The organism is Marinobacter sp. F4218 (assembly GCF_019443085.1).
GTDB lineage: Bacteria > Pseudomonadota > Gammaproteobacteria > Pseudomonadales > Oleiphilaceae > Marinobacter > Marinobacter albus.
Genome location: NZ_JAHZIL010000004.1, coordinates 596157 through 618917 on the forward strand (window position 1 = coordinate 596157; position 22761 = coordinate 618917).

General features: G+C 58.3%; 23 protein-coding genes and 1 other RNA gene. 3 read left to right on the top strand and 21 right to left on the bottom strand.

The annotated features are described in order from the left end of the window. Nucleotides 1–13: 13 nt before the first annotated feature. The 9 genes from mraY to rsmI form a co-directional block, all read right to left on the bottom strand. A complete protein-coding gene (gene mraY, locus K0B93_RS18085; protein WP_219868647.1) occupies nucleotides 14–1099 on the bottom strand; it encodes a phospho-N-acetylmuramoyl-pentapeptide-transferase in 1086 nt (361 codons plus the stop codon). Next, nucleotides 1084–2475: a UDP-N-acetylmuramoyl-tripeptide--D-alanyl-D-alanine ligase gene (locus tag K0B93_RS18090; RefSeq protein WP_219868648.1), complete on the bottom strand. Its 1392-nt coding sequence runs from the start codon at nucleotides 2473–2475 to the stop codon at nucleotides 1084–1086. The genes mraY and K0B93_RS18090 overlap by 16 nt, the downstream gene beginning before the upstream one ends. Further along, entirely contained in the window at nucleotides 2472–3956 is a 1485-nt protein-coding gene (locus K0B93_RS18095) for a UDP-N-acetylmuramoyl-L-alanyl-D-glutamate--2,6-diaminopimelate ligase (protein WP_219868649.1), read from the bottom strand. The genes K0B93_RS18090 and K0B93_RS18095 overlap by 4 nt, the downstream gene beginning before the upstream one ends. 4 nt (nucleotides 3957–3960) lie before the next feature. Further along, complete coding sequence (locus K0B93_RS18100; RefSeq protein ID WP_219868650.1) at nucleotides 3961–5700, bottom strand: peptidoglycan D,D-transpeptidase FtsI family protein; 1740 nt, start codon at nucleotides 5698–5700, stop codon at nucleotides 3961–3963. A 33-nt stretch (nucleotides 5701–5733) separates the two neighbouring features. Beyond that, complete coding sequence (gene ftsL, locus K0B93_RS18105) at nucleotides 5734–6138, bottom strand: cell division protein FtsL (RefSeq protein WP_219868651.1); 405 nt, start codon at nucleotides 6136–6138, stop codon at nucleotides 5734–5736. Between the two features lie 2 nt (nucleotides 6139–6140). Then, entirely contained in the window at nucleotides 6141–7124 is a 984-nt protein-coding gene (gene rsmH, locus K0B93_RS18110; protein WP_219868652.1) for a 16S rRNA (cytosine(1402)-N(4))-methyltransferase RsmH, read from the bottom strand. Continuing rightward, nucleotides 7121–7573 carry a division/cell wall cluster transcriptional repressor MraZ gene (gene mraZ / locus K0B93_RS18115; RefSeq protein WP_218636862.1) on the bottom strand — a complete coding sequence of 151 codons (453 nt, stop codon included), beginning with the start codon at nucleotides 7571–7573 and terminating at the stop codon, nucleotides 7121–7123. The genes rsmH and mraZ overlap by 4 nt, the downstream gene beginning before the upstream one ends. A 305-nt stretch (nucleotides 7574–7878) precedes the next feature. Then, nucleotides 7879–8229: RNase P RNA component class A (rnpB, locus tag K0B93_RS18120), an RNA gene on the bottom strand. A gap of 54 nt (nucleotides 8230–8283) precedes the next feature. Beyond that, entirely contained in the window at nucleotides 8284–9180 is an 897-nt protein-coding gene (rsmI, locus tag K0B93_RS18125) for a 16S rRNA (cytidine(1402)-2'-O)-methyltransferase (protein ID WP_228743583.1), read from the bottom strand. Between the two features lie 75 nt (nucleotides 9181–9255). On the opposite strand from rsmI, the gene K0B93_RS18130 reads away from it, so the two are divergent. The 3 genes from K0B93_RS18130 to K0B93_RS18140 are packed head-to-tail and all read left to right on the top strand — an operon-like array spanning nucleotide 9256 to nucleotide 12186. Further along, nucleotides 9256–11196: a penicillin-binding protein activator gene (locus tag K0B93_RS18130; RefSeq protein WP_228743584.1), complete on the top strand. Its 1941-nt coding sequence runs from the start codon at nucleotides 9256–9258 to the stop codon at nucleotides 11194–11196. A 24-nt stretch (nucleotides 11197–11220) separates the two neighbouring features. Beyond that, on the top strand, nucleotides 11221–11586 hold the full coding sequence (locus K0B93_RS18135; RefSeq protein ID WP_219868653.1) for a YraN family protein: 366 nt from the start codon (nucleotides 11221–11223) through the stop codon (nucleotides 11584–11586). A 9-nt stretch (nucleotides 11587–11595) separates the two neighbouring features. Then, nucleotides 11596–12186 (top strand): D-sedoheptulose-7-phosphate isomerase, encoded by a 591-nt coding sequence (locus K0B93_RS18140; RefSeq protein WP_219868654.1) that lies wholly within the window; start codon nucleotides 11596–11598, stop codon nucleotides 12184–12186. A 47-nt stretch (nucleotides 12187–12233) separates the two neighbouring features. Here K0B93_RS18140 and K0B93_RS18145 read toward each other — a convergent pair whose 3' ends face one another. The 12 genes from K0B93_RS18145 to K0B93_RS18200 form a co-directional block, all read right to left on the bottom strand. After that, nucleotides 12234–12641, bottom strand: coding sequence for a ClpXP protease specificity-enhancing factor (locus tag K0B93_RS18145; RefSeq protein WP_228743629.1), 408 nt, complete (start codon nucleotides 12639–12641; stop codon nucleotides 12234–12236). A gap of 59 nt (nucleotides 12642–12700) precedes the next feature. Then, nucleotides 12701–13330, bottom strand: a complete 630-nt coding sequence (locus K0B93_RS18150; RefSeq protein WP_219868656.1) for a glutathione S-transferase N-terminal domain-containing protein — start codon at nucleotides 13328–13330, stop codon at nucleotides 12701–12703. A 108-nt stretch (nucleotides 13331–13438) separates the two neighbouring features. Then, entirely contained in the window at nucleotides 13439–14194 is a 756-nt protein-coding gene (locus K0B93_RS18155; protein WP_219868657.1) for a cytochrome c1, read from the bottom strand. Further along, a complete protein-coding gene (locus K0B93_RS18160; RefSeq protein WP_218636856.1) occupies nucleotides 14194–15426 on the bottom strand; it encodes a cytochrome b in 1233 nt (410 codons plus the stop codon). Before K0B93_RS18160 ends, K0B93_RS18155 begins: the two co-directional genes overlap by 1 nt. After that, nucleotides 15426–16019 (bottom strand): ubiquinol-cytochrome c reductase iron-sulfur subunit, encoded by a 594-nt coding sequence (gene petA / locus K0B93_RS18165; RefSeq protein WP_219868658.1) that lies wholly within the window; start codon nucleotides 16017–16019, stop codon nucleotides 15426–15428. The genes K0B93_RS18160 and petA overlap by 1 nt, the downstream gene beginning before the upstream one ends. 242 nt (nucleotides 16020–16261) lie before the next feature. Next, nucleotides 16262–16654, bottom strand: coding sequence for a 30S ribosomal protein S9 (rpsI, locus tag K0B93_RS18170; protein WP_218636854.1), 393 nt, complete (start codon nucleotides 16652–16654; stop codon nucleotides 16262–16264). A 12-nt stretch (nucleotides 16655–16666) separates the two neighbouring features. After that, a complete protein-coding gene (gene rplM, locus K0B93_RS18175) occupies nucleotides 16667–17095 on the bottom strand; it encodes a 50S ribosomal protein L13 (RefSeq protein ID WP_218636853.1) in 429 nt (142 codons plus the stop codon). Nucleotides 17096–17303: 208 nt separating this feature from the next. After that, on the bottom strand, nucleotides 17304–18080 hold the full coding sequence (locus tag K0B93_RS18180) for a TatD family hydrolase (RefSeq protein ID WP_219868659.1): 777 nt from the start codon (nucleotides 18078–18080) through the stop codon (nucleotides 17304–17306). Between the two features lie 20 nt (nucleotides 18081–18100). Further along, complete coding sequence (gene prfC, locus K0B93_RS18185) at nucleotides 18101–19681, bottom strand: peptide chain release factor 3 (protein ID WP_219868660.1); 1581 nt, start codon at nucleotides 19679–19681, stop codon at nucleotides 18101–18103. A 62-nt stretch (nucleotides 19682–19743) separates the two neighbouring features. Next, nucleotides 19744–20259 carry a ribosomal protein S18-alanine N-acetyltransferase gene (gene rimI / locus K0B93_RS18190; RefSeq protein WP_285369014.1) on the bottom strand — a complete coding sequence of 172 codons (516 nt, stop codon included), beginning with the start codon at nucleotides 20257–20259 and terminating at the stop codon, nucleotides 19744–19746. Next, nucleotides 20226–21062 carry a DNA polymerase III subunit psi gene (locus K0B93_RS18195; RefSeq protein WP_219868661.1) on the bottom strand — a complete coding sequence of 279 codons (837 nt, stop codon included), beginning with the start codon at nucleotides 21060–21062 and terminating at the stop codon, nucleotides 20226–20228. Before K0B93_RS18195 ends, rimI begins: the two co-directional genes overlap by 34 nt. 6 nt (nucleotides 21063–21068) lie before the next feature. Further along, complete coding sequence (locus K0B93_RS18200; protein ID WP_219868662.1) at nucleotides 21069–22619, bottom strand: 2-isopropylmalate synthase; 1551 nt, start codon at nucleotides 22617–22619, stop codon at nucleotides 21069–21071. Between the last annotated feature and the right edge of the window lie 142 nt (nucleotides 22620–22761).

Genomic DNA, 22761 nt, shown 5'->3' on the forward strand with positions numbered 1-22761 from the left:
TAGATGCGTACCCTTATCGTATCTTCAGACTGGCGAGGCCAATCAGAACCAGAACAACCGTTACCACCCAGAACCGCACGATGACGCGCGGCTCGGGCCAGCCCTTCAATTCAAAATGATGGTGCAGAGGCGCCATCCGGAAGATGCGACGGCCCGTCAACCGGAACGAAGCCACTTGCAGAATCACCGACACCGTCTCCATCACGAACACACCGCCCATGATGAACAGCACGATTTCCTGCCGAACGATGACCGCCACCACACCAAGGGCAGCGCCCAGCGCCAATGCGCCGACGTCCCCCATGAACACCTGCGCCGGATAGGTGTTGAACCACAGAAACCCGAGCCCGGCGCCGACAATGGCACCGCAGAACACGATCAGCTCACCGGTGCCCGGAAGATGGGGAATCAGGAGGTAGTCGGCAAACTGCGAGTGGCCGGAAACGTACGCGAATATACCCAACGCGCCCGCCACCATCACCGTCGGCATGATCGCCAGACCATCCAGGCCATCGGTCAGATTGACGGCGTTACTGCTGCCGACAATGACGAAGTAGCTGAGCAGGATGAAGATCACCGGTCCCAGCGTCAGGGAAACCTGCTTGACGAAGGGCACGTACAACGACGTTTCCTGCGGCATCGACGAACTGAAGAACAGGGCTATGGCGGCCCCCGCGCCAATTACCGACTGCCAGAAGTATTTCCAGCGTCCCGGCAGACCCCGCGGGTTACGCTCAACCACCTTGCGGTAATCATCGACCCAGCCAATCGCACCAAACAACAGGGTAACGAGCAGGGTGACCCAGACGTAGCGGTTGGTGAGATCTGCCCAGAGCAGCGTGCTGATCCCGATCGCCACCAGAATCAGGGCGCCACCCATGGTCGGCGTACCGGCCTTGCTCAGGTGAGTCTGGGGACCGTCGTCCCGAACGGCCTGACCGATCTGGTACTGGCTCAGCTTGCGGATCATCACCGGACCAATGATCAACGAGATCAGCAAGGCTGTGAGGGTGCCCAGTATTCCGCGCAACGTCAGATACTGAAACACGGTCAGCGCCGTGAAATATTGTGATAGAACCTCTGTCAGCCAGAGCAGCATGAGTTATTCACCTTTTCTTTTAATCCCTCCACCACGCGGTCCATGGCGGAACTGCGAGACCCCTTCACCAGCACCGTCCTCGGCGACTGACTGGCACTGACGATGGCCTCAACGGCTTCACCGTGGGTCTGGTACGCTTCCGCTCCGGCGCCGAAGCCATCGGCATAGCCTTCGCAGCCCGGCCCAACGGTGAGCAAACGGTCAATATTCTCGGTCCTGGCGAACTCGCCGACCTCACGGTGCAGGGCCGGAGCCTCCGGACCAAGCTCCGCCATGGCGCCAAACACGGCGACTCTCTCTCCACGGCGCCTGGCCAGCACGCTGAGCGCGGCCTTCATTGAGGCCGGGTTGGCGTTGTAACTGTCATCGATCACGGTGAGATCCGGCGCAAGCTCAAGGGTCTGCAATCGCCCTTTAACCGGTGCGAGTTCAGCCAGCCCTGCTGTAATTTCGTCACTGCCAGCCCCAAGATGCCGCGCTGCAGCGATCGCAAGCATCGCATTGGTCTGGTTGTGCTCTCCTTCAAGGCCGAGGCGAACGGTACATGCCCAATTGTCAGGGCCGCTTACGCGGAAACTCTGGCCCGGCGCGTCCGACTCGATCGGCTCTGAGCGATAATCTGCACCGGGGTGCCCAAGCCGACTGACACTTACCACTGTGCGATGGCCTGCACGGGCCTGCCATTGCTCAAACGCGGGGTCGTCCCGGTTCAACACAACCAGGCCATGTTCGGTAACGCCATCAATGATTTCGCCTTTGGCCTGGACAATATTTTCGTAACTGCCAAATCCCTCCAGATGCGCGGAACCGGCGTTGGTCAGGATCACCACCTCCGGGCGGGTAATCGCGACCGTGTGGGCAATTTCCCCCAGTCCGCTGGCTCCGAGCTCGATGGCACCAAAACGGTGGGCCGGGGTGAGGCCAAACAGGGTCAATGGCACACCAATGTGATTGTTCAGGTTACCCTGGGTCGCCAGGGTAGCTCCCATTCTCGCCAGAATCGCCGCCGTCATTTCCCGCACGGTGGTTTTGCCACTGCTGCCGGTGACAGCAACGAACCGGGCATCACTCTCGTTGCGATTGCCGGCAGCCAGCTGAGCCAGGGCGTTAACGGTGTCGGCGACCACCAGCTGCGGCAGGTCGACGGCCGCATCTTCGGTATCGACGATTGCCGCCACCGCGCCGCACTCCTTAGCCTTTTGCAGGAAGCGATGGCCGTCGAAATTATCACCGCGCAGAGCGACAAACAGCTGACCGTGTCCGAGAGACCGGGTATCGGTGGAAACCCCGGTAAAATGAAGATCTTCCAGGCCCCGGCTGCCAGTGGTCGCACCCGTCCAGCGCCGGGCATCGGCCAGGGAGAATTCGCGCATCATGCCACACCCCCGTTCAGGTGCAGGCCATGACGCACCTGTTCCGCATCACTGAACGGAATCTTCTGGCCAGCCACTTCCTGATAGGCTTCGTGCCCCTTACCAGCCACCAGGACAAGGTCGTCGGCGGAGGCCATCTGGATGGCGGAACGAATCGCTTCCGCACGATCATGAATCACCGATGCCCGCTCCGGCTCGGAGAAGCCCGCCACTATATCGGATGCAATGGCAGCGGGATCCTCACTGCGCGGGTTGTCATCGGTAACGATAATGACATCGGCCACTTTCTCGGCCTCCCTTGCCATCTCCGGACGCTTGCCGCTGTCCCGGTCGCCGCCGCAACCGAAAACGCAGATCAGTCGTCCCGCAACATGGGGCCGCAGGGCTGCCAGCGCATTAGACAAGGCATCGGGGGTATGGGCGTAATCCACAATCACCCGGACACCATCGGCGCTGCTGAATTTTTCGAGTCGGCCCGGAGGTGGCGTCAACTTGCTGACCGCCTGCTGTACGCGTTCAACCGGGACCCCCAGGGTCAGCACCATGGCCATCGACGCCAGAACGTTGCTGGCGTTGAAACTTCCCATCAGCGGCACCGCGATGTCGAACGTCCCCCACTGGCCATCCACACTTGCCTCAAAGCCGTCGTCGGTCGGACTGAAGGACTTCAACCAAAGCTCCGTCTGGGATTCATGCAGACTGAAACGGATGCGATCACACTGGCCTTCGAGCTGATCGAACAGCTGACGACCGAATGGGTCGTCGAAATTGATCACGGAAAAATGCAGCTCTTCCCGATCAAACAAACGGGCCTTGGCCTCGCCGTAGGCCTCCATGGAACCGTGGTAGTCGAGGTGATCCCGGGTCAGATTGGTGAAGATTCCGCCCGTGATGGTCAGGTCATCCACCCGCCCCTGATCGAGAGCATGGGAGGACACCTCCATAACCGCGGCCCGACCACCCTGAGCCAGAATGCGCGACAGAACCCGGTTTACCTGAACAACGTCCGGGGTAGTATGCGTGGCGGGCTGCAATGCTCCAGGCATGCCGTAGCCCAGCGTGCCCAACACACCACAGGGCGTACCGGTTTCCTTGAGCAGTTGCGCCACGTATTGGGTGACCGAGGTTTTGCCGTTGGTTCCCGTCACGCCAATCAGTCGCAATCGTTGGGACGGGTGTTCAAAGAAGCGGTCCGCAATCTTGCCCAACAGGGACCGCAGGCCGACTACCGGCACCAGCAGAGCCCCGTGACGCTCGGTGCATTCGCCCGCTGCCTCGGATTCCAGCAGCACTACCGTGGCGCCCGCAGCAATTGCATCCTCCAGATAATGATCCGCCGGCGTTCGGGCACCGGCCAGGGCAACAAAGGCATCGCCCGACCTGACATCGCGACTGTCCGTCTTGAGTCCGTGAATGGTTACGTCGAATACCGACGGCACCGGCACAATTCCTTGCAACAACGTGCTGAGTGATGTGATGCACATAGCTTTACCCTCGCTCCCCGGCGGTCTTTCCAGGCACTTTCGCGCCACCGACTTCCAGTTCAGGCTTCACATTCAACAGTCGCAGTGCGTCACTCATGACCCGTGCGAATACCGGAGCAGCTACTTCGCCTCCGTAGTATTCGCCGGACTGCGGCGCATCAACGGCCACAACCGTTACAATTCTGGGGTTATCAATAGGCGCCATACCAGCAAAAATCGCCTTGTACTGACTGTCCTCATAACCCTGCTTGCCAACAAGATGGACGGTCCCGGTTTTCCCGCCGGCCGAGTAGAATCCCGGCTGGGCTCGCTTACCGGTGCCTCGGGAAACAACCTCCCGGAGCATGCCCCGAACTTCGTGGGTCACCTTTTCTGAGAGTACCCGCTGTCCTTCAGGTTCCCTTTCCAGCTTGATCAGGCTTAACGGATAACGTACACCGCCGTTGGCAATAACCATATAGGCCTGGGCAAGCTGCAGCGCATTAACGCTCATGCCGTAGCCATAGGAGAGAGTGGCCTCCTCAACGGCACGCCACTTCGGCGGTGACGGAAGCACACCAACGGCCTCACCCGGAAATCCGATACCGGTGGGCTGGCCGAGCCCCAGCCGGCTGTAAAGATCGCGAATGGTGTCACCGCCAATATCAGTGGCAATTTTGCTGATACCCACGTTACTGGACTTGGCGATGATATCGGTCAGATTCATCACACCATAGTTGCGATGATCGCGGATGGTAAAACGACCAAAACGCCGGTAGCCCGGCGAGGTATCGATGGTGGTGTTGACCGAGTATTTGCCGGTTTCAAGGGCCGCGGCCATAGTCACCGGCTTCATGGTCGAGCCGGGCTCAAACAGATCCGTAATTGCCTTGTTCCGAAGATTCTCCGGCGCCAGCTGGCTCCGGTCATTGGGGTTGTAAGATCCCTGGTTGACCATGGCAAGCACTTCCCCGGTATCCACATCCAGCATGACCAGGGTTCCACCCCGGGCGTCATGAGCCTGAACCACGGCCTTCAGCTCACGGTAAGCCAGATATTGCAGGCGCAGATCGATGCTGAGCTGGAGGCTATTTCCGGGACGGGCATCGCGAATCAGCGTCAGATCCTTGATGACGCGGCCGCGATTGTCCTTGAGAACCCGCTTGCGACCAGACTCACCGGACAGCCATTGGTTGTAGGTCAGTTCCATGCCTTCCTGACCACGCTCGTCAATGTTGGTGAAACCGACAATGTGAGCGGTCACTTCGCCGGCGGGATAGTAACGGCGGTACTCCTGGCGGGTGTAGATGCCATCGATGTCCAGCGCCATTATCTGGCGCGCCAATTCCGGCTGAACCTTTCTCCGCAGGTACATGAATTCGCGACCTGCGTAATCGTCCAGGCGCTCACGCAATCCCGCTTCGCTGATGTCGAGCAATCGTGCGAGGTTAGCCAGGCGCGCTTCGCCGGAATCTGCCTCTAACGGATTGGCCCAGATGGTCTGGACCGGCGTACTTATCGCCAGGGGTTCACCGTAGCGGTCCGATATGACTCCTCGATGGGCGTCGATGGACTCAACCCGGATGGTACGGACGTCGCCCTGCTTGCGCAGGAATTCGTTATCGACAATGTGGAGATCGACCAGCCGCCAGCCCAGGCCGGCGACCACCATCAGAAAAACGCCCAGCACAGAGCAATAGCGCCAGGCTTTCAGGCCGGACACCAATCGCTGGCTCCATGTTCTCTGCGTTCCCTGACCGGACAAATCGATCACCCTGACGGTTGTTGTTATCGTGTATTAAGGCGCTGACGTCGGCGACATCAGCGGTACCAGGACAATGTCCTGGCGCCCCGGAACCACCATTCCGAAACGCTCTGCTGCAAGATTTTCAACGCGCCCATGGGCACTCAGCGCGCTCTGCTCCAACAGCAACTGACTCCACTCCTGCTGGTAACGATCACGTTCGCCCTGAAGGTGAGAGAGCGTATTGAACAGCTCTCGGTTTTCATGTGCGCTGACGACCACGCCAATAGATGAGGCCAGGAGCAAGGTCACCAACGCCAGAGAAATCATCACGTTACGCTGGCGAGTCGCATCGAAGACCTGCCGCGAAATCCGAACAGCCGTGGCTACGCCATCGCGCATTCGCTGCTTGTTAAGCTTGGCCGTCTTTACTGGCTGTTCTATGGCTACGGCGCCCATGACTATGCACTCCCCTTCGAGTTCGCATCTGAACCAATTCGTTCCAGGACCCGCATCACTGCGCTCCTGGCCCTGACGTTGTCACTTACTTCTTCTGCATTCGCCTTTGATGCTTTACCAATCAAACGGAACGCCGACGCTTCCTGATCTGCAGTCACCGGTATGCCCTTGGGAAGCTGGGGCCCGCGCGCCAGATCCCGCATGAACCTTTTGACGACGCGATCCTCAAGCGAATGAAAACTGATCACTACCAGTCTGCCCCCAGGTGCGAGGCGATCAACTGCAGCCTGCAAACCAATTTCCAGATCCTCGAGCTCCCGATTTATAAAGATCCGGATCGCCTGAAAGGTCCGGGTCGCCGGGTGCTTATGCTTCTCCTTCTTGGGCACCGCCTCACTAACCAGTTCGGCCAACTGGCGAGTCGTCTCGATTGCCTCTTCCTGGCGACGCGCCACGACCAAACGAGCGATACGGCGAGAGAACCGCTCTTCGCCGTATCGCCAGATCACATTGGCAATGTCCCGCTCGTCAGCTTCAGCGAGCCACTCTGCCGCGCTGGGTGACTGCTGCGGATTCATCCGCATGTCCAGAGGGCCGTCACGCATGAAGCTGAAGCCTCTCGACGCGTCATCCAGCTGCGGGGAGGACACCCCCAGATCCATCAGCACTCCATTCACCTCGACCCACTCCCGACGCGCGAGAGCCAGATCAAGTTCCGCAAAGGAGCCATGGAACCAAGAGAACCGCGGGTCTTTGATAGCCAACTGCTCAGCTTCGCGAATCGCCTCCGGGTCTTTGTCGATGCCCAGAAGGTGCGCACCATCGCCCAGACGGTCCAGGATGAGCCGACTGTGACCACCCCGGCCAAAGGTGGCATCCACGTAATTGCCGTCGGGGTCATTGACCAGGTAGTCGACCGCCGAATCCAGAAGCACCGAGCGATGCGGAAGCGCAGCTCCGGGCCCCTGCCTGCGATCGGAGGTCATAAGGAGAGCGCCTCCATTTCGGGTGGCATCTCGTCGTCGTCGGAGGACTCATCGAGCCAGGCGAACCAACGTTCCTCGCTCCAGAGTTCCAGTTTTTTACCCTGGCCAATCAGCATCAGTTTTTTCTCAAGGTGGGCATAGCTTCTCAGGGTTGGTGGAATCAGGATACGCCCAGCGGAGTCCAGCTCCATGGGCGCAGCATTACCAAGCAGTAAGCGCTGCAGCCGGCGCGCGGCCTTGTTCATATTGGGAAGCGCTTCGATTTTGGGCCGCAGCTCTTCCCACTCCGGCTCGGGATAAACCAGCAAACAGCGCTCTTCATCGGCATTGGCCGTCAATACAATGCGCCCACCACAGGTCTGCGCGAGCTCCTCGCGCACCTTGGCGGGGATCGCCAAGCGACCCTTCGCATCCATATTGATGGCATTGCTGCCGAGAAATTTGCTCATTTACACCGTCTCTGGGAGCTGGATACCCACAAAAAACCACTAGAAACCACTTTTTCCCACTTCTGCACACTATAGAAACACGCATTACACAATGCAAGCGCCGCAAACAGCGTCGCACTGGCAAAAGTTCCTTTTATGACAACAAGTTACGGGCAAGGATTTGGAAAAATGGAGAGATTACGAAAAAGAAAAGGTGAAAAATCAAACACCTGCAAAAATGTCTGAAGAAGGCAAGTTAGGATTAAGATTTTTTAGCTATAACGGAAATCTACTGAGAAGGAAGCGCATCACATTGGGAAAGCGGGGAAGCGAGCTCGCCGATAAGCCGGGTTCTGTCGTGGACAGTCATTCATCTAGGGCCTGCGTCACCACAGGCCTCAAGCAACCTACCCGAATCCAGCGCGGGCCACGCCATTGGATTCCTATTTGGTCTTGCTCCAGGTGGGGTTTACCATCGCCGTGGACTGTTGCCAGCCACGCGGTGCGCTCTTACCGCACCGTTTCACCCTTACCGGCACCCGAAGGTGCTTAGGCGGTCTACTTTCTGTTGCACTTTCCGTCGGCTCACGCCGCCCAGGCGTTACCTGGCACCTTGCCCTGCGGAGCCCGGACTTTCCTCCCCCGGCGAAACCGGCGGCGACTGTCTGGCGAGCTCGGGCGAGACAATACTCCTGCCTTAAGGGCCTTGCAAGGAAAACTCGCGGCAGACATCAATCCTGCTTGAGCTCCAGTGCCCGCTGGTAGAGATCGTTTTTTGAGCGGCCACTGAGTTCGGCCGCCAGTTTCGCCACTTTTTTGACTGGCATCTCCGGAAGCAACAGCCTGATCAGGTGATCAACGTCCAAAGCCCCCTCCTCATCGTCATGACCGGCTGGCTCCGCCCCCCGGATCATCACCACAAACTCTCCCTTGGTCCCGTGGGGATCGGCCTCCAGCGCAGGAAGCACTTCGGCGACAGCCCCTGAATAGAAAGTTTCGAAGGTCTTGGTCAATTCGCGACCCAACACGATCTCCCTGCTATCGCCGAGGACTGCCGCGATATCGCTGACGGCATCCAGTATTCGGTGAGGTGATTCATAAAACACCAGGGTCGCCGACTCCTGACGTAGTGGCTCCAGAGCGGCGCGGCGGCCTGTTCGCTTGGCGGGCAGAAAACCGACGAATAAAAAGCGGTCTGTGGGCAAACCGGCAGCACTCAGCGCAGCAACCAGAGCGCATGGCCCGGGAATCGGTGTAACCGTGAGCCCACGGCGCCGGGCCTCACGAACAAGCACATAGCCCGGGTCCGAAATCAGGGGCGTGCCAGCATCCGAAATCAAGGCGACACTGTGCCCCCGCTCGAGCTCATCCAGAATGCTGCCGGCCCGATCCCGCTCATTGTGGTCGTGCAGTGCAATCAATCGCTTCTGGAGCCCGAGGTGCTGCAACAGGCGACCGCTGTGGCGGGTGTCCTCGGCTGCGACCACATCAACCCGGGACAGCGTGGCGGCAGCACGGGGAGACAGATCATCCAGGTTGCCAATCGGTGTCGCCACGATATATAGAACACCACTGGCCCCTTCTTTGTTGCCGGTTATGGATGCCGACTTCTCGCCCTGGGATTTCAAATTGCCCGCCTCATTGTTGCTGCCACTCTTACCATGACACTTACGTCATGTGAATTGACCCCGGAGCTGTTAAACTTGCCACCGTTAGATCGGCGCCACAAGCCCAATAATCCGGAGTATTTCGAGCTTGCCATGATCAAAAACCCCACCAAACATCGAGCCCTCGCCACAGCCTTTACCGTGGCACTGTTGTCCGCCGGTTGTGCCAGCGTCAACCTTCAGTCCCATGTTGCACAGACCCCGCAGCAGGCCCTCGAGCTTGCCAGCCAGGAAACCAATCGCGAGACTGCTCAGCGCTATCTGCTGCGCATCGCCAGCCGTTTTCAGGATCAGGGGAACCATCAGGCTGCTCGCACGCTACTGCAAAGCTCCCAGCTGGCGCAAGCGGAACCGGCGCTGGAAAGCCAGAAGCGTCTCCTGGCCATGGCCAGCGCGACGGCACTGGAAGACGACGAATGGGCTCGCACCCTGGTGGCAGACCTGACCCCCGATAGCATCACCGACTACGGCCCCGAATTAATGGGCCGCGCCGCCCAGCTACAGTCACAGGCGTTTGCCCTGGCCGGCCAGCCTCTGCCCGCCGCCATGACGCTGGTGTTGCAGACACAAACGGACAGCAGCGCCAACCCGCAACAACTGCACGACCAGATCTGGCAGCTGCTGAAAACGGTGCCAGACGATGAGCTCAATGCCGCCAGCAGCAGTGCGATCGGCTATGAGGCACAAGGCTGGCTGGAGCTCGCCGCATCGGTGCGAACGCCGGAAGTTGAACTCGATGAGCAGGGCCGTTCCATTCGCGGCTGGCAGAACAACTGGCCCGGTCATCCGGCGGCCCAGGTTTTGCCATCAGAGCTGCAGCTGATTGCGTCCCTGGCCGAAAGCCGTCCTGAAACCATTGCGCTGGCCCTGCCACTCAAGGGCCCCCTGGCAACGGCCGGCAAAGCCATTCGCGACGGCTTCATTGCGGCCTATTATTCCGATGAATCCGCTGACCGTAGCAAAACGGACATCCGAATCGTCGACACCTCGGACTCCGAGTTCACCGAGCTGTACAAGGAACTGTCGAGCAAGGATGTGGACCTGATTGTTGGCCCTCTCGAAAAGGAGGCGCTGACCCGACTCGGGTCCATGAACACCCTTCCGGTCCCGGCACTGGGGCTCAACTACCTGCCGGTTGACCAGAAGGTGCCGGACGGTCTCTACCAGTTCGGACTGTCTGCCGAGGACGAGGCGCGGCAGATTGCCGACCGGCTGGATGCAGAGGGCCTTCGCCATGCCCTGGTTCTGATTCCGCAGGGCGAGTGGGGGGACCGGGTCGAAGCCGCCCTCCTGCAGCGCATGGGTGCCAACGGCAGTACAGCCCTGGATATTGAGCGCTTCTTCCGTGACGATAACCTTCGTGCGGTAACCGCAGACCTGCTCGGAATCACAACCTCCCGGGACCGGGCCATTCAGGTGGAGAGAACCATTGGGCTCGACCTGGAATTCGAACCCCGGCGCCGGCAAGACGCCGATGCGATCGTCATGGTGGCTGAACCGACGATAGCCCGCCAGTTCAAACCGCTATTCGCCTTTTACTTCGGCGGCGACCTTCCGGTTTATTCCCCCTCCATCGTATACGAGGGCACCCCGGATCCAGCCAGGGACAGGGACCTGGACCAGGTGATTTTCACCGATACGCCCTGGATTCTCGGTGAAGGGAACGAACTGCGAATGAAGGCAGACAAACATCTGTCCGGCACCCGGGGCCAGTTGGGCCGGCTGTTTGCCATGGGGGCGGATGCCTGGCAGCTGAGCAAGCGGCTCCCGCTGCTGCGCCAGGTCGAAACCGCCTCCATTGACGGGCAGACGGGCATTCTCACCATGACCAGCGAAGGCAGCATTCATCGCGAACAACTCTGGGCCCAGTTCCAGAACGGCACGCCCAAATTGCTGCCGGATCCTGAACCCCGACTCTCCGAGACGGAGCCCTCCCCGGTGGAGGACAGCAGCCGGTCACCGGGCCTTAACCAGTAACCCTGACTTTTGGAACCAAATGCCATGGAAGGCACAAAAGCACTGGGCAATCACTTTGAAGGGGTGGCTGCCCGGTACCTCATGAGTCGAGGCGTGACCATCTCCGAACGCAACGTCTACAACCGTGGCGGCGAAATAGACCTGATCGGACGTGACGGAGACACACTCGTTTTCTTTGAAGTGCGCTACCGCGGCGCCGGCAGCCTGACCGATCCGGCCAGCTCCGTGACGTTTCCCAAGCAGAAACGACTCCTGAAGGCGGCATCCTTTTACCTACACAAACACGGTCTCTGGGACACTCTGACCCGCATCGATGTAATTGCCATCAGCCCGGGAACGGTCAAGAAATACCGAGTACAATGGATAAAAAATGCAATCCAGGCAGGATAGACAGACACAATGACGGACACCGAACACCAGATCAGCCAATGGTTTGCCAGCCACATGGAACACACTGCCCAGGCCGCCAGCACGGTCGGTCCGGCGATTGAAGAAGTTGCAGACGCCTTTGTAAACGCGCTGCTGCAGGATGGAAAGATTGTTACCTGTGCCAACGGCAACGCCAACATTCTGGCCCAGTATTTCTGTACCGCACTGCTGAATCGATTCGATCAGGACCGTCCGGCCCTGCCCGCGATCAACCTGGGGGCCGACGCGACGACCTATTCGGCCATCTGCCGGGACAACCGCTTCAATGACACCTTCTCACGCCAGGTCAGAGCGATCGGAAAACCGGGGGACCTGCTTTTTGTCATTGTCGACGATGGTCACAAGGCCAACCTGATTCAAGCGATTCAGGCCGCCCATGATCGGGAGATGAACGTCGTGGTGCTGAGCGCGCGCGAGAAATCCGATATCACCTCCCTGATGCATCCGGAAGATCACGAAATCGCCCTGAACGACCTTACCCCGACCGAGGCTACGCCGCTGTTACTGGTGATCATCAATGCCCTGTGCGGACTGATCGACAGCAAACTGTTCGGAGGATAAAGAAAAAGCCAGCAATTGCTGGCTTTTTTGGGGCTACTTGGCGAGGATTATTTGACCACCTTCAGGGTCGGTCGCCCGGAGGGACGCTCATCGCCACCCTGACGGGCGTCATCCTTGTCGCTGGTACCGTCCGGATCGGGTGAGCCCGGCTCACTGCCAAACACCATGCCCTCACCATTCTCTTTGGCGTAGATTGCCATCACCGCCTGCAGAGGAATAAAGACCTGCATGGGGACCCCACCAAAGCGGGCACTGAATTCCAATGCTCCGTTGCCGATCACCAGCCCCCGGACAGCCCCGGGGCTGATATTAAGCACGATCTGACCGTTGGAAACATGCTCGGTGGGAACCTGAACACCTTGAACACCGGCATCCACCACAATGTAGGGGGTGCAGTCGTTGTCCAGAATCCATTCGTTAAAAGCCCGAACGAGGTACGGCCGACTGGACGTCATGGTGATTTTACTATCAGGCACTACCATTCTCCTGGCCCGGTGTTACGGGAGCCGCCAATTCAGCTGCGCATGTCTTCTTCGAGATCAGAGAGGCTGGCCTTGAACCCCTCCCGACTGAAGATGCTCTCCATGTACTTCTGCAGCGGACGGGCCTGCTTGTCATTCAGCTCAATACCGAGCGCCGGAAGGCGCCACAGGATCGGGGCAATGCAGCAGTCAACAATGGTGAATTCCTCTGACAGGAAAAATGGCATCTCTCCGAACAGAGGCGCCGTTGCCAACAGACTCTCACGCAATTCCTTGCGAGCGACCTCGGAGGCTTTTGCATTCGGCTGCGCCAGGATCTGATCGACCAGACCACACCAGTCGCGCTGGATACGGTGAATCATAAGGCGGCTGTTGGCCCGGGCCACCGGGTAAACCGGCAACAATGGCGGATGCGGAAAACGCTCATCGAGGTATTCCATCATGATGTTGGGCTCGTACAGAACCAGATCACGATCCACCAGGGTCGGCAGGGCATTGTATGGATTCAGATCGGCCAGCTCGGCCGGCGGGTTATCCGGATCCACGTCAACGATGTCGACGGTAACACCCTTCTCTGCCAATACAATACGCACCCTGTGGCTGTAATGGCTGGCCGGATCCGAGAAAAACGTCATTGATGACCGCTTGGTCACAACGCCCATAGAACTACCTCACGAGTAAACAAACCGAAATGATCCCGAAAAAACGCAAATTCCAGCGGGCCGGTTATTGCCCGCTGGAAATCAGGAAACGGGATTATACCCTATTTCTCAGTGCACGTCCTTCCAGTACTCACGATTGAGCAGGTAGGCAAAGACAAAGAAGATAGCGACAAAGATCAGTACGAAGATACCCAGACGCTCGCGCTCTACTCTGACCGGATCTGCCATGTAAGACATGAAGTTGGTCAGATCGTACATCGCCTGATCAAACTCCCCGGCTGACATGCTGCCCTCAATGGCGTACTCAGGACAGGCATCGGCGTTGTTGATGTTGCCACTTAGCGGCTCAACACTTGCCTCAACCCCGATATGCGGCTCAACGGCACACAGCCCCTGTAGCCCAACCATCACGTGCGGCATACCTACGTTCGGGAAAACCACGTTGTTCACGCCCAGCGGACGGCTGTCATCCTGGTAGAAGCCACGCAGGTATGAGTAAACCCAGGACTCGCCGCGCAGGCGTGTCTCGAGCGTCAGATCCGGTGGCGGCGCACCGAACCAGTCGGCAGCCATGTCCTTGCTCATGGAGTTCTTCATCAGTTCACCGATTTTGGCGCCCGTGAAGATCAGGTTCTCCTCGTACAGCTCAGCCGGGATGTCGAGATCGTCGGCAACGCGCTTATAGCGCGCATATTCCATGGAGTGACACCCCATGCAATAGTTGCTGAAGAGAGCCACACCACGCTGCAGGGACTCCTTGTTGGTGTGATCTGTCTCGATGTGATCGAGAGTAACCCCACCACCCGCAGCCAGCCCGAGAGCCGGCAGGAATACGATGAAAAGACCAAAAATCAGTTTTCTCATTATCCTGTCACCCTCTCTGGCACTGGCTTGGTTTTTTCCATCCGCGTGTAGAACGGCATGAGAATGAAGTAGAGGAAGTACAGCACGGTCAGAATCTGCGCGACTGTGGTCCGCCCCGCAGTTGCCGGAACCAGACCCAGGTAGCCCAGAACGACAAAGCTGACGGCGAAGATCGCGAGGGCGATTTTGCTGAGCCAGCCTTTGTAACGCATGGACCGGACCGGGCTCTTATCGAGCCAGGGCAGCACAAACAGAATGGCAATGGCCCCTCCCATGACGACCACACCCCAGAACTTGGCAGGCAGACCGAACAGATCAACTGTTACCGCCCGCAGCATTGCGTAGAACGGCGTGAAGTACCAGACCGGCGCAATGTGCGCGGGAGTTTTCAGTGCGTTAGCCGGCTCAAAGTTCGGCTTCTCCAGGAACAGACCGCCCATTTCCGGGAAGAAGAAGACCACAACGAAGAAGATGAAGAAGAACACAGCTACACCCAGCAAGTCGTGCACGGTGTAATACGGATGGAACGGAATGCCGTCTTTGGGAATGCCGTTCTCGTCCTTGTTCTTCTTGATGTCGATACCGTCAGGATTGTTCGACCCCACTTCGTGCAGCGCCAGGATATGAAGCACCACCAGACCAAGCAGCACGATTGGCAAAGCCACAACATGCAATGCAAAGAATCGGTTCAGGGTAATCCCCGAGATCAGGTAGTCACCGCGAATCCACAGGGAAAGATCTTCACCGATCACCGGGATAGCGCCGAACAGGTTAACGATAACCTGAGCACCCCAGTATGACATCTGCCCCCAGGGCAGAAGGTAGCCCATGAAGGCTTCGGCCATGAGCACCAGATAGATCAGCATGCCGAAGATCCAGATCAACTCACGGGGCTTCTGATAGGAGCCGTACATGAGGCCGCGGAACATATGGAGGTAGACCACGACAAAGAACGCCGATGCGCCCGTGGAGTGCAGGTAACGGAGCAGCCAGCCCCATTCAACATCGCGCATGATGTATTCAACGGAGGCAAACGCACCCTCCGCCGAAGGGTTGTAGCTCATGGTCAGCCAGATGCCGGTAACCAGTTGGTTGACCAGTACAAGCATGGCGAGCGAGCCGAAAAAGTACCAGATGTTGAAGTTCTTTGGCGCGTAATACTTGCCAAGGTGCTTGTTCCAGGCTTCAACGACCGGCAGACGTTCGTCTACCCACTGAATGAACTTCTGCATTACGCTGCCTCCGGGTCAAGACCAATCGTGAGGGTCACGTCATCGTCGTAACGATAGGGCGGAACCTCGAGGTTCACTGGAGCAGGCTGGGCCTCGTATACGCGACCGGCGAGGTCGTATTTCGAACCATGGCACGGACAGAAGAGGCCACCGAGCCAGTCCTCACCCAGATCCGCCGGCGCAACCTCGGGACGATAGGACGGCACGCAACCAAGGTGGGTACACAGACCTACAATCACGGCAATTTCCGGTTTGAGGGCCCGATAGATACCATCGATGTAAGGAGGCTGCTGCGGTGTTTCGGACTGCGGGTCCTTCACCTTTTCGTTCAGCTTCTCGATGTTCTGAAGCATCGCTTCATCACGGCGGATAATCCAGACTGGCTTACCTCGCCACTCAACGGTGATCTGTTGACCCGGCTCTATCTTGCTGATATTGACGGTTACCGGCGCACCAGCTGCTTCCGCCTTGGCACTGGGATTCCAGGATGCCACGAACGGAACTGCCGCACCGACGACGCCGACTCCACCTACCACCGACGTAGCACCGATCAGAAACCGGCGCCGGCCTTGGCTCACGTCGCCATTACTCATTATGGTTTTCTCCCATCAGGCGATGTCACAGCCCGCCGAACAGCCGGCAATGTGCATCAAAAAGGACTTCACAACCCAAAAATATAAGCGCCCAAATGGTAATGAAATTACCGGGGGCTTACAAGTCGGATAGCCGCCTCGGGCGGCCTCATCCCTGCTCCAGATCAATTCACCCCGAATCATCCGGACATAAAAAAACCCGACCAAAAAGGCCGGGTTTTCTGGATCCTGCTCCAGCGGTCTTAACGCTTGGAGAACTGAGGACGCTTACGCGCCTTGCGCAGACCCACTTTCTTACGCTCGACTTCGCGGGCATCACGGGTAACGTAACCCGCTTTGCGCAGCGCCGGACGCAGAGTTTCATCGTAATCCATCAGGGCACGTGTCAGACCGTGGCGAATCGCGCCGGCCTGACCACTGATACCACCACCCTTGACGGTAATGTTGATATCGAAGCGATCGGTCGATTCAGCAACAACCAGGGGCTGACGAACGATCATGCGCAGAGTCTCACGACCGAAGAAGTCTTCGATAGTGCGACCGTTGATGGAAATGTTACCGCTTCCCGGCTTGATAAAAACCCGAGCCGTGGATGTCTTGCGGCGACCAGTACCGTAATTTTGTGCTACAGACATATCCGCCTTCCGTTAAATGTCGAGTTCTTTGGGCTGCTGGGCTGCGTGAGGATGCTCAGCGCCGGCATAGATTTTCAGCTTTTTGAACATGGCGCGGCCGAGCGGGCCCTTCGGAAGCATGCCTTTGACAGACTTCTGAATGATTTGCTCAGGCGCCTTGTCCACCAGCTTCTCGAAGTTGATGGACTTGATTCCACCCGGAAAGCCGGTATGACTGTAGTACATCTTGTCAGATGACTTGTTGCCGGTAACCCGCACCTGGCCCGCATTGATAACAACAATGTAATCGCCGGTGTCTACATGAGGGGTGTACTCAGGCTTATGCTTGCCCCGCAGACGACGGGCGATTTCGGTTGACAGACGACCCAGCGTCTTGCCGGCTGCGTCTACAACGTACCAGTCACGTTTTACTGTTTCTGGTTTCGCACTCAGAGTCTTCATTGATTCCGCCTTGAACGCTATATAAGAAACGTTAAAAACCACCACCGGTACATGCTTGGCATCCGGAGGAGGTTCTGTACCTGTAATTAATGCGGCAGTGACACCGTTCGGGGCTGAGACAGTGACATCGCCTTGAAAAGCCAGGGCGCGAAGTATACTCGAACGGCTGAAGAAAGCCAACCCCGAGCCCCGGTGTTTCGTTATTCCCCTATACCCCCTGTTCCAAGCGGTATAACCGCCGGGCGTTCTCCAGCAGGACTGGCGCCAACGCTTCGGGGCTGACGCCTCGGAGTTCCGCCAGGACCCGCAAAACCAGTCCGACGTTTGCGGGGGAATTGCGCCCTTTTTCGACGCCACTCGGCGCCATATCTGGAGCATCGGTCTCCAGCACCAGGGCGCTGAGCGGCAACTTTGCCACCGCCTCGCGGGTCTTCCGGGCGCTGACGTGGGTAATCACCCCGCCGATACCGATGCAACACCCCAGATCAACTAACTTGCAGGCCTGCTGATAACTTCCGGAAAACCCGTGCACGAGAGCCGGCCCCTCCCAGTTCGCCCGGTTCAGAATGCCGTGGACCTCGTCATGGGTTCTGACCGAGTGAACGACCAGCGGAAATTGCTCTCGCATCGCCAGGCCGACCTGCGCCTCGAACCAGGGCCACTGGGCATCAAGGTCGCCATGGACGCGATCAAGACCGCATTCACCGATAGCAACACACCGTTCCGGACGCTGCCTTATGAGGCGCTCGAGCAGCTGTAAGTCGCTGTCGTCATGTTCCGCCACATACCATGGGTGAATGCCCAGACAATAAAACGTCTCCGGGTATGCCAGTGCGGTCTCGCGAACCCGATCCCAGTCTGCCCGGCGCACTCCCGGTATGACCAGTCCGACCAGCCCTGATTCCCGCGCCCGATCAAGCTCGCTGTCTCGGCATCCGTCGAACCGGGGGAAATCAAAGTGACAATGAGCATCGATCAATCGCACTCACACCTCCAGCCCGAGCCTCAGTGCTCCCGGGTCTTGTGGAACTCCACATCCGGAAATCTCTCCTGCGCGAGGTTGAGATTTACCATCGTCGGTGCGATGTAGGCGAGTCGATCACTGCCATCAAGAGCCAGGTTGTCATTATTCTTGCGCTGAAACTCATCGAATTTGCGCTCGTCCTTACAGGTTACCCAACGCGCGGTTGCCACGTTGATCGGCTCATAGATCGCCTCCACCTTGTATTCGCTCCTGAGGCGACTGACCACCACGTCGAACTGCAGCACACCAACCGCACCAACAATGAGGTCATTGTTCCTGAGCGGACGGAACACCTGGACCGCCCCTTCTTCCGACAGCTGGATCAGGCCCTTCTGAAGCTGCTTGGCCTTGAGCGGGTCCTTCAGGCGGATGCGGCGGAACAGTTCAGGCGCGAAGTTCGGAATCCCGGTGAACTTCATGTCGTCACCGGCAGTAAACGTATCACCCAGCTGAATCGTGCCGTGATTGTGCAGGCCGATGATATCGCCGGCGAAGGCCTCGCTGGCATGCTCACGATCACCAGCCATAAAGGTCAGTGCATCTGAGAAGCGAACCTCCTTGCCAATCCGGACATGGCGGGCCTTCATTCCCTGGACGTATTTTCCCGAGACGATCCGCAGGAACGCGACGCGGTCCCGGTGCTGAGGATCCATATTTGCCTGGATCTTGAAAACAAACCCGGAAAAACCGTCTTCGGCCGGCTCGACCAGACGCTGGTCCGTTTCTCGCGGTTGCGGCTGTGGCGCCCATTCAACCAGCCCATCCAGCATGTGATCGACACCAAAGTTCCCCAGAGCAGTACCAAAGAACACCGGGGTCAGTTCTCCGGCCAGGAACGCCTCTTGGTCGAACTCATGAGACGCCCCTTTCACCAGTTCGATTTCGTCCCGCAGATCACCCGCGTAAGCCCCGATCGCCTCATCAAGCTCGGGGTTGTCCAGGCCGGGAATGATCCGGGTATCCTGAATGGTATGCCCCTGGCCGGACTGGTACAGAACTACCTCGTCGCGGAGCAGGTGGTAAACCCCCTTGAAACTCTTCCCCATGCCAATCGGCCAGGTAATCGGGGCACAGGCGATTTTGAGGACATCCTCGACCTCATCCATCAGCTCGACGGGATCGCGGGTATCCCGGTCCAGTTTGTTCATGAACGTCAGAATCGGTGTATCGCGGAGGCGAGTCACTTCCATCAGCTTGATGGTTCGCTCCTCGACGCCCTTGGCACTATCGATAACCATCAGACAGGAGTCGACCGCCGTCAGGGTCCGGTAGGTGTCTTCTGAGAAGTCCTCGTGACCCGGCGTATCCAGCAAGTTGACCAGTTTACCGCCGTAGGGAAACTGCATCACGGAGGTCGTTACGGAAATCCCCCGCTCCTTTTCCATTTCCATCCAGTCGGACTTGGCATGCTGCCCGGATTTTTTCCCTTTCACGGTGCCGGCCTTCTGAATCGCCTGCCCGAACAGCAGGACCTTTTCAGTAATGGTGGTCTTACCGGCGTCCGGGTGCGAGATGATCGCGAAGGTGCGGCGCTTGGCCACTTCCTGGGAAAGGTTTGACATAGTAGAGAGGCAACCTGAATCAGATGTTCGAGAAAGCGGCTATTATAGGGGCTAAGCGACTTTTACGCGAACCGGAACGCCATCACGCGGGCATCCTCGCGCCCGTCAGCCGCGGGATAGTAGCGCGGCCTACGGCCGATTTCGGCAAAACCCTCCGCCAGATAAAGCTGGTGGGCGGCCTTATTGCTGAGGCGAACTTCGAGGATGGTCTGCCAGAGGTTTTCACGGCCCGCCTCACCCAACAGGTGACGCAACAGCTGCCGACCGAATCCCTGACCTTGCCGGTCCGGGTGTATACACAGATTCAGCAGGTGCGCCTCGTCGAACATATAGGCAACCACGGCGTACCCAACCAGCACATCCCCCTGGCAGGCGGCCCACAGGCGGTAGTTTTCCCGAAAGCAATCCCGGAAAACCGCTTCGGCCCACGGATGGGAATAACTCTGTCGCTCTATTTGAAGAACCTGAGGCAGGTCCTCCCGGGCCAGAAGCCGGATGGTCAGGTCACTGTGCATGACCCGGCGAAAGGCCTCCGATTCCAACATCACTGCCCTGCCAACGATTTCAGTTGCTGCCACAAGGCTCGCTTCTGGGCGGGATCAGACGCCAATTCGGCCAACGTGCCCGCAAAGTTCAGATCCGGACGGGTACCGGAAATGTATTGCAGCCAACTCTCATCGCCGTCATACCCCTCCGGCCCAGGGAGCCCGAGTACCACAACTTTCTGGCCCTGCAACGTCGACAAAGCATGATCAAGAACCGACCTGAGATCTGCCATCGAATTACCTGGCGCCCGCAGATTATTAAACACCGGCCAGCGGACGGGCCCCACCCGGCGAAGCTGGGTTTCGCCAAGACTCTTGAGGATGTTCTCAGCCAACGTTTCCTGCAAACGCAGGCTCGCCTCCGCCGAAAGGCTTGCGATCATTGATACGTCCCGTCCGATCCATAGCTGCAAATTGAGTTCGGGTGTCAGCCCACCACTTATGACCGGGGCCACATCCTTCTCTGCAGAGCCAGGTTCGCTCTCTTCTGGCAAAACCTTGTCACCCTGTGAGCCATCAGCCCTACCCGGACGGCCGGAAGGAGATCCGGCGTCGTCAATTAACGCCTGAAGGTTGGCGACCCTTGCGCCACCGGTTTCCTGACGATCTCCAGGCGGGGAGGCTCCGCCCCGGACAGGCCGAACTGGAGCCGAAGGGACGGGAACCTCTAGCTGATCGGCCTCGGAGCCCTGCTCATCGTCAAAAATATAGTCTGGGCTTGGTGCTGCTCCCGGCAAAGCGCTCCGGGCATACCAGAGCCGCACGCCCGCCATACCAAGATAGAATTGCCGTTCGGTTTCCGATTGCATCATTGGCTGTCTGAAACTTCCGGTCATTTACGTTTAAACATCCGCAACCTGAGGGTGCTGCCGAATACCCCCGCGGCTAATGAGGTTGAGCGCCTCGATGTAGGCCTTGGCTGAGGCGATGATGATATCGGTATCCGCACCGACGCCGTTTACGATCCGACCGCCACGCTCAAGTCGAACCGTTACTTCGCCCTGGGCATCAGTGCCACTGGTGATGTTATTGACGGAATAGAGCTGCAGATTACAGCCGGAATCCACCAGCGACTCGATCGCCTTAAAGGTGGCATCGACCGGCCCACTGCCTTCCGCTTCCACCTTATGCTCCTTGCCATCTAGGGTAAGGGTCAGGTTGGCTCTTGGTACCACACCGGTTTCGGAACAGACCTGCATACACACCAGGCCATAACGCCCAACCTCCTCTTTCTGGCGGGTATCACTGGCAATGGCTTGCAGGTCCTCGTCAAAGATCTCGTGCTTCAGATCTGCCAGGGCCTTGAACCGGGTAAAGGCCTCGTTGAGCTCGGTTTCCGTCTCGAACTCGATGCCCAGCTCCAACAACCGGGTACGGAAGGCATTGCGCCCCGAATGTTTGCCGAGAACCAGGCTGTTGGTATGCCAGCCCACATCTTCGGCGCGCATGATTTCGTAGGTTTCCCGGTGCTTCAGAACGCCATCCTGATGAATACCGGATTCGTGGGCAAACGCATTGGCCCCCACAATCGCCTTGTTCGGCTGGACCGGAAAACCGGTTATGGTCGAAACCAGACGGGACGCTGGAACGATGTGCCGGGTGTCGATTCGGGTATCAATCTCAAAGAGATCCTGACGCGTTCTTACAGCCATCACCAGCTCTTCCAGCGACGCGTTTCCCGCACGCTCTCCCAACCCATTGATCGTGCATTCCACCTGACGCGCCCCTTTGGTCACTGCCGCCAGTGAGTTGGCAACAGCCAGCCCCAGATCATTGTGGCAGTGAACGGAAAAGATGGCTTTGTCGGCGTTGGGGATGCGGGTCAGCAGTTTCGCGATGGTGTCACCGAACTGTTCGGGAATGGCGTAGCCCACGGTATCCGGAATGTTGATCGTGCGAGCCCCCGCGTCAATGGCCGCCTCAATGATCCGGCACAGGAAATCCAGCTCAGAACGACCGGCATCCTCACAGGAAAATTCAACGTCATCAACATGACTGCGGGCACGCTTGACGGCACGCACGGCCTGCGCGACCACCTCGTCGGGCTGCATCTGAAGCTTGTGCTTCATATGAATGGGCGAGGTGGCAATGAAGGTATGGATACGTCCCCGCTCGGCGGGCTGAATGGCCTCCGCCGCCCGGTCAATATCCTTATCCAGAGCCCGGGCCAGACTGCAGATGGTCGACTCCTTGATCGACTCTGCGATGGCCTTCACCGCCTCGAAGTCGCCCTGACTGGCAATGGCAAAGCCCGCCTCAATCACGTCGACGCGAAGCTTCTCCAGCGCTTTTGCAATCCGAAGCTTTTCGGCCTTGTTCATGGTGGCACCGGGGCTTTGCTCGCCGTCACGGAGCGTGGTGTCGAAGATAACCAGATGGTCGGGGGCGGGCATTCGCAGGCTCCATCAATTAATTTGGCTCGGATACCGGAGTATACCACTGACGGGGATTTTTTAGAGGGCAATAAAAAACCCCAGCCTCGAGGAAGCTGGGGTTTTTGGTATTAGGAGTCTGACGATGACCTACTCTCACATG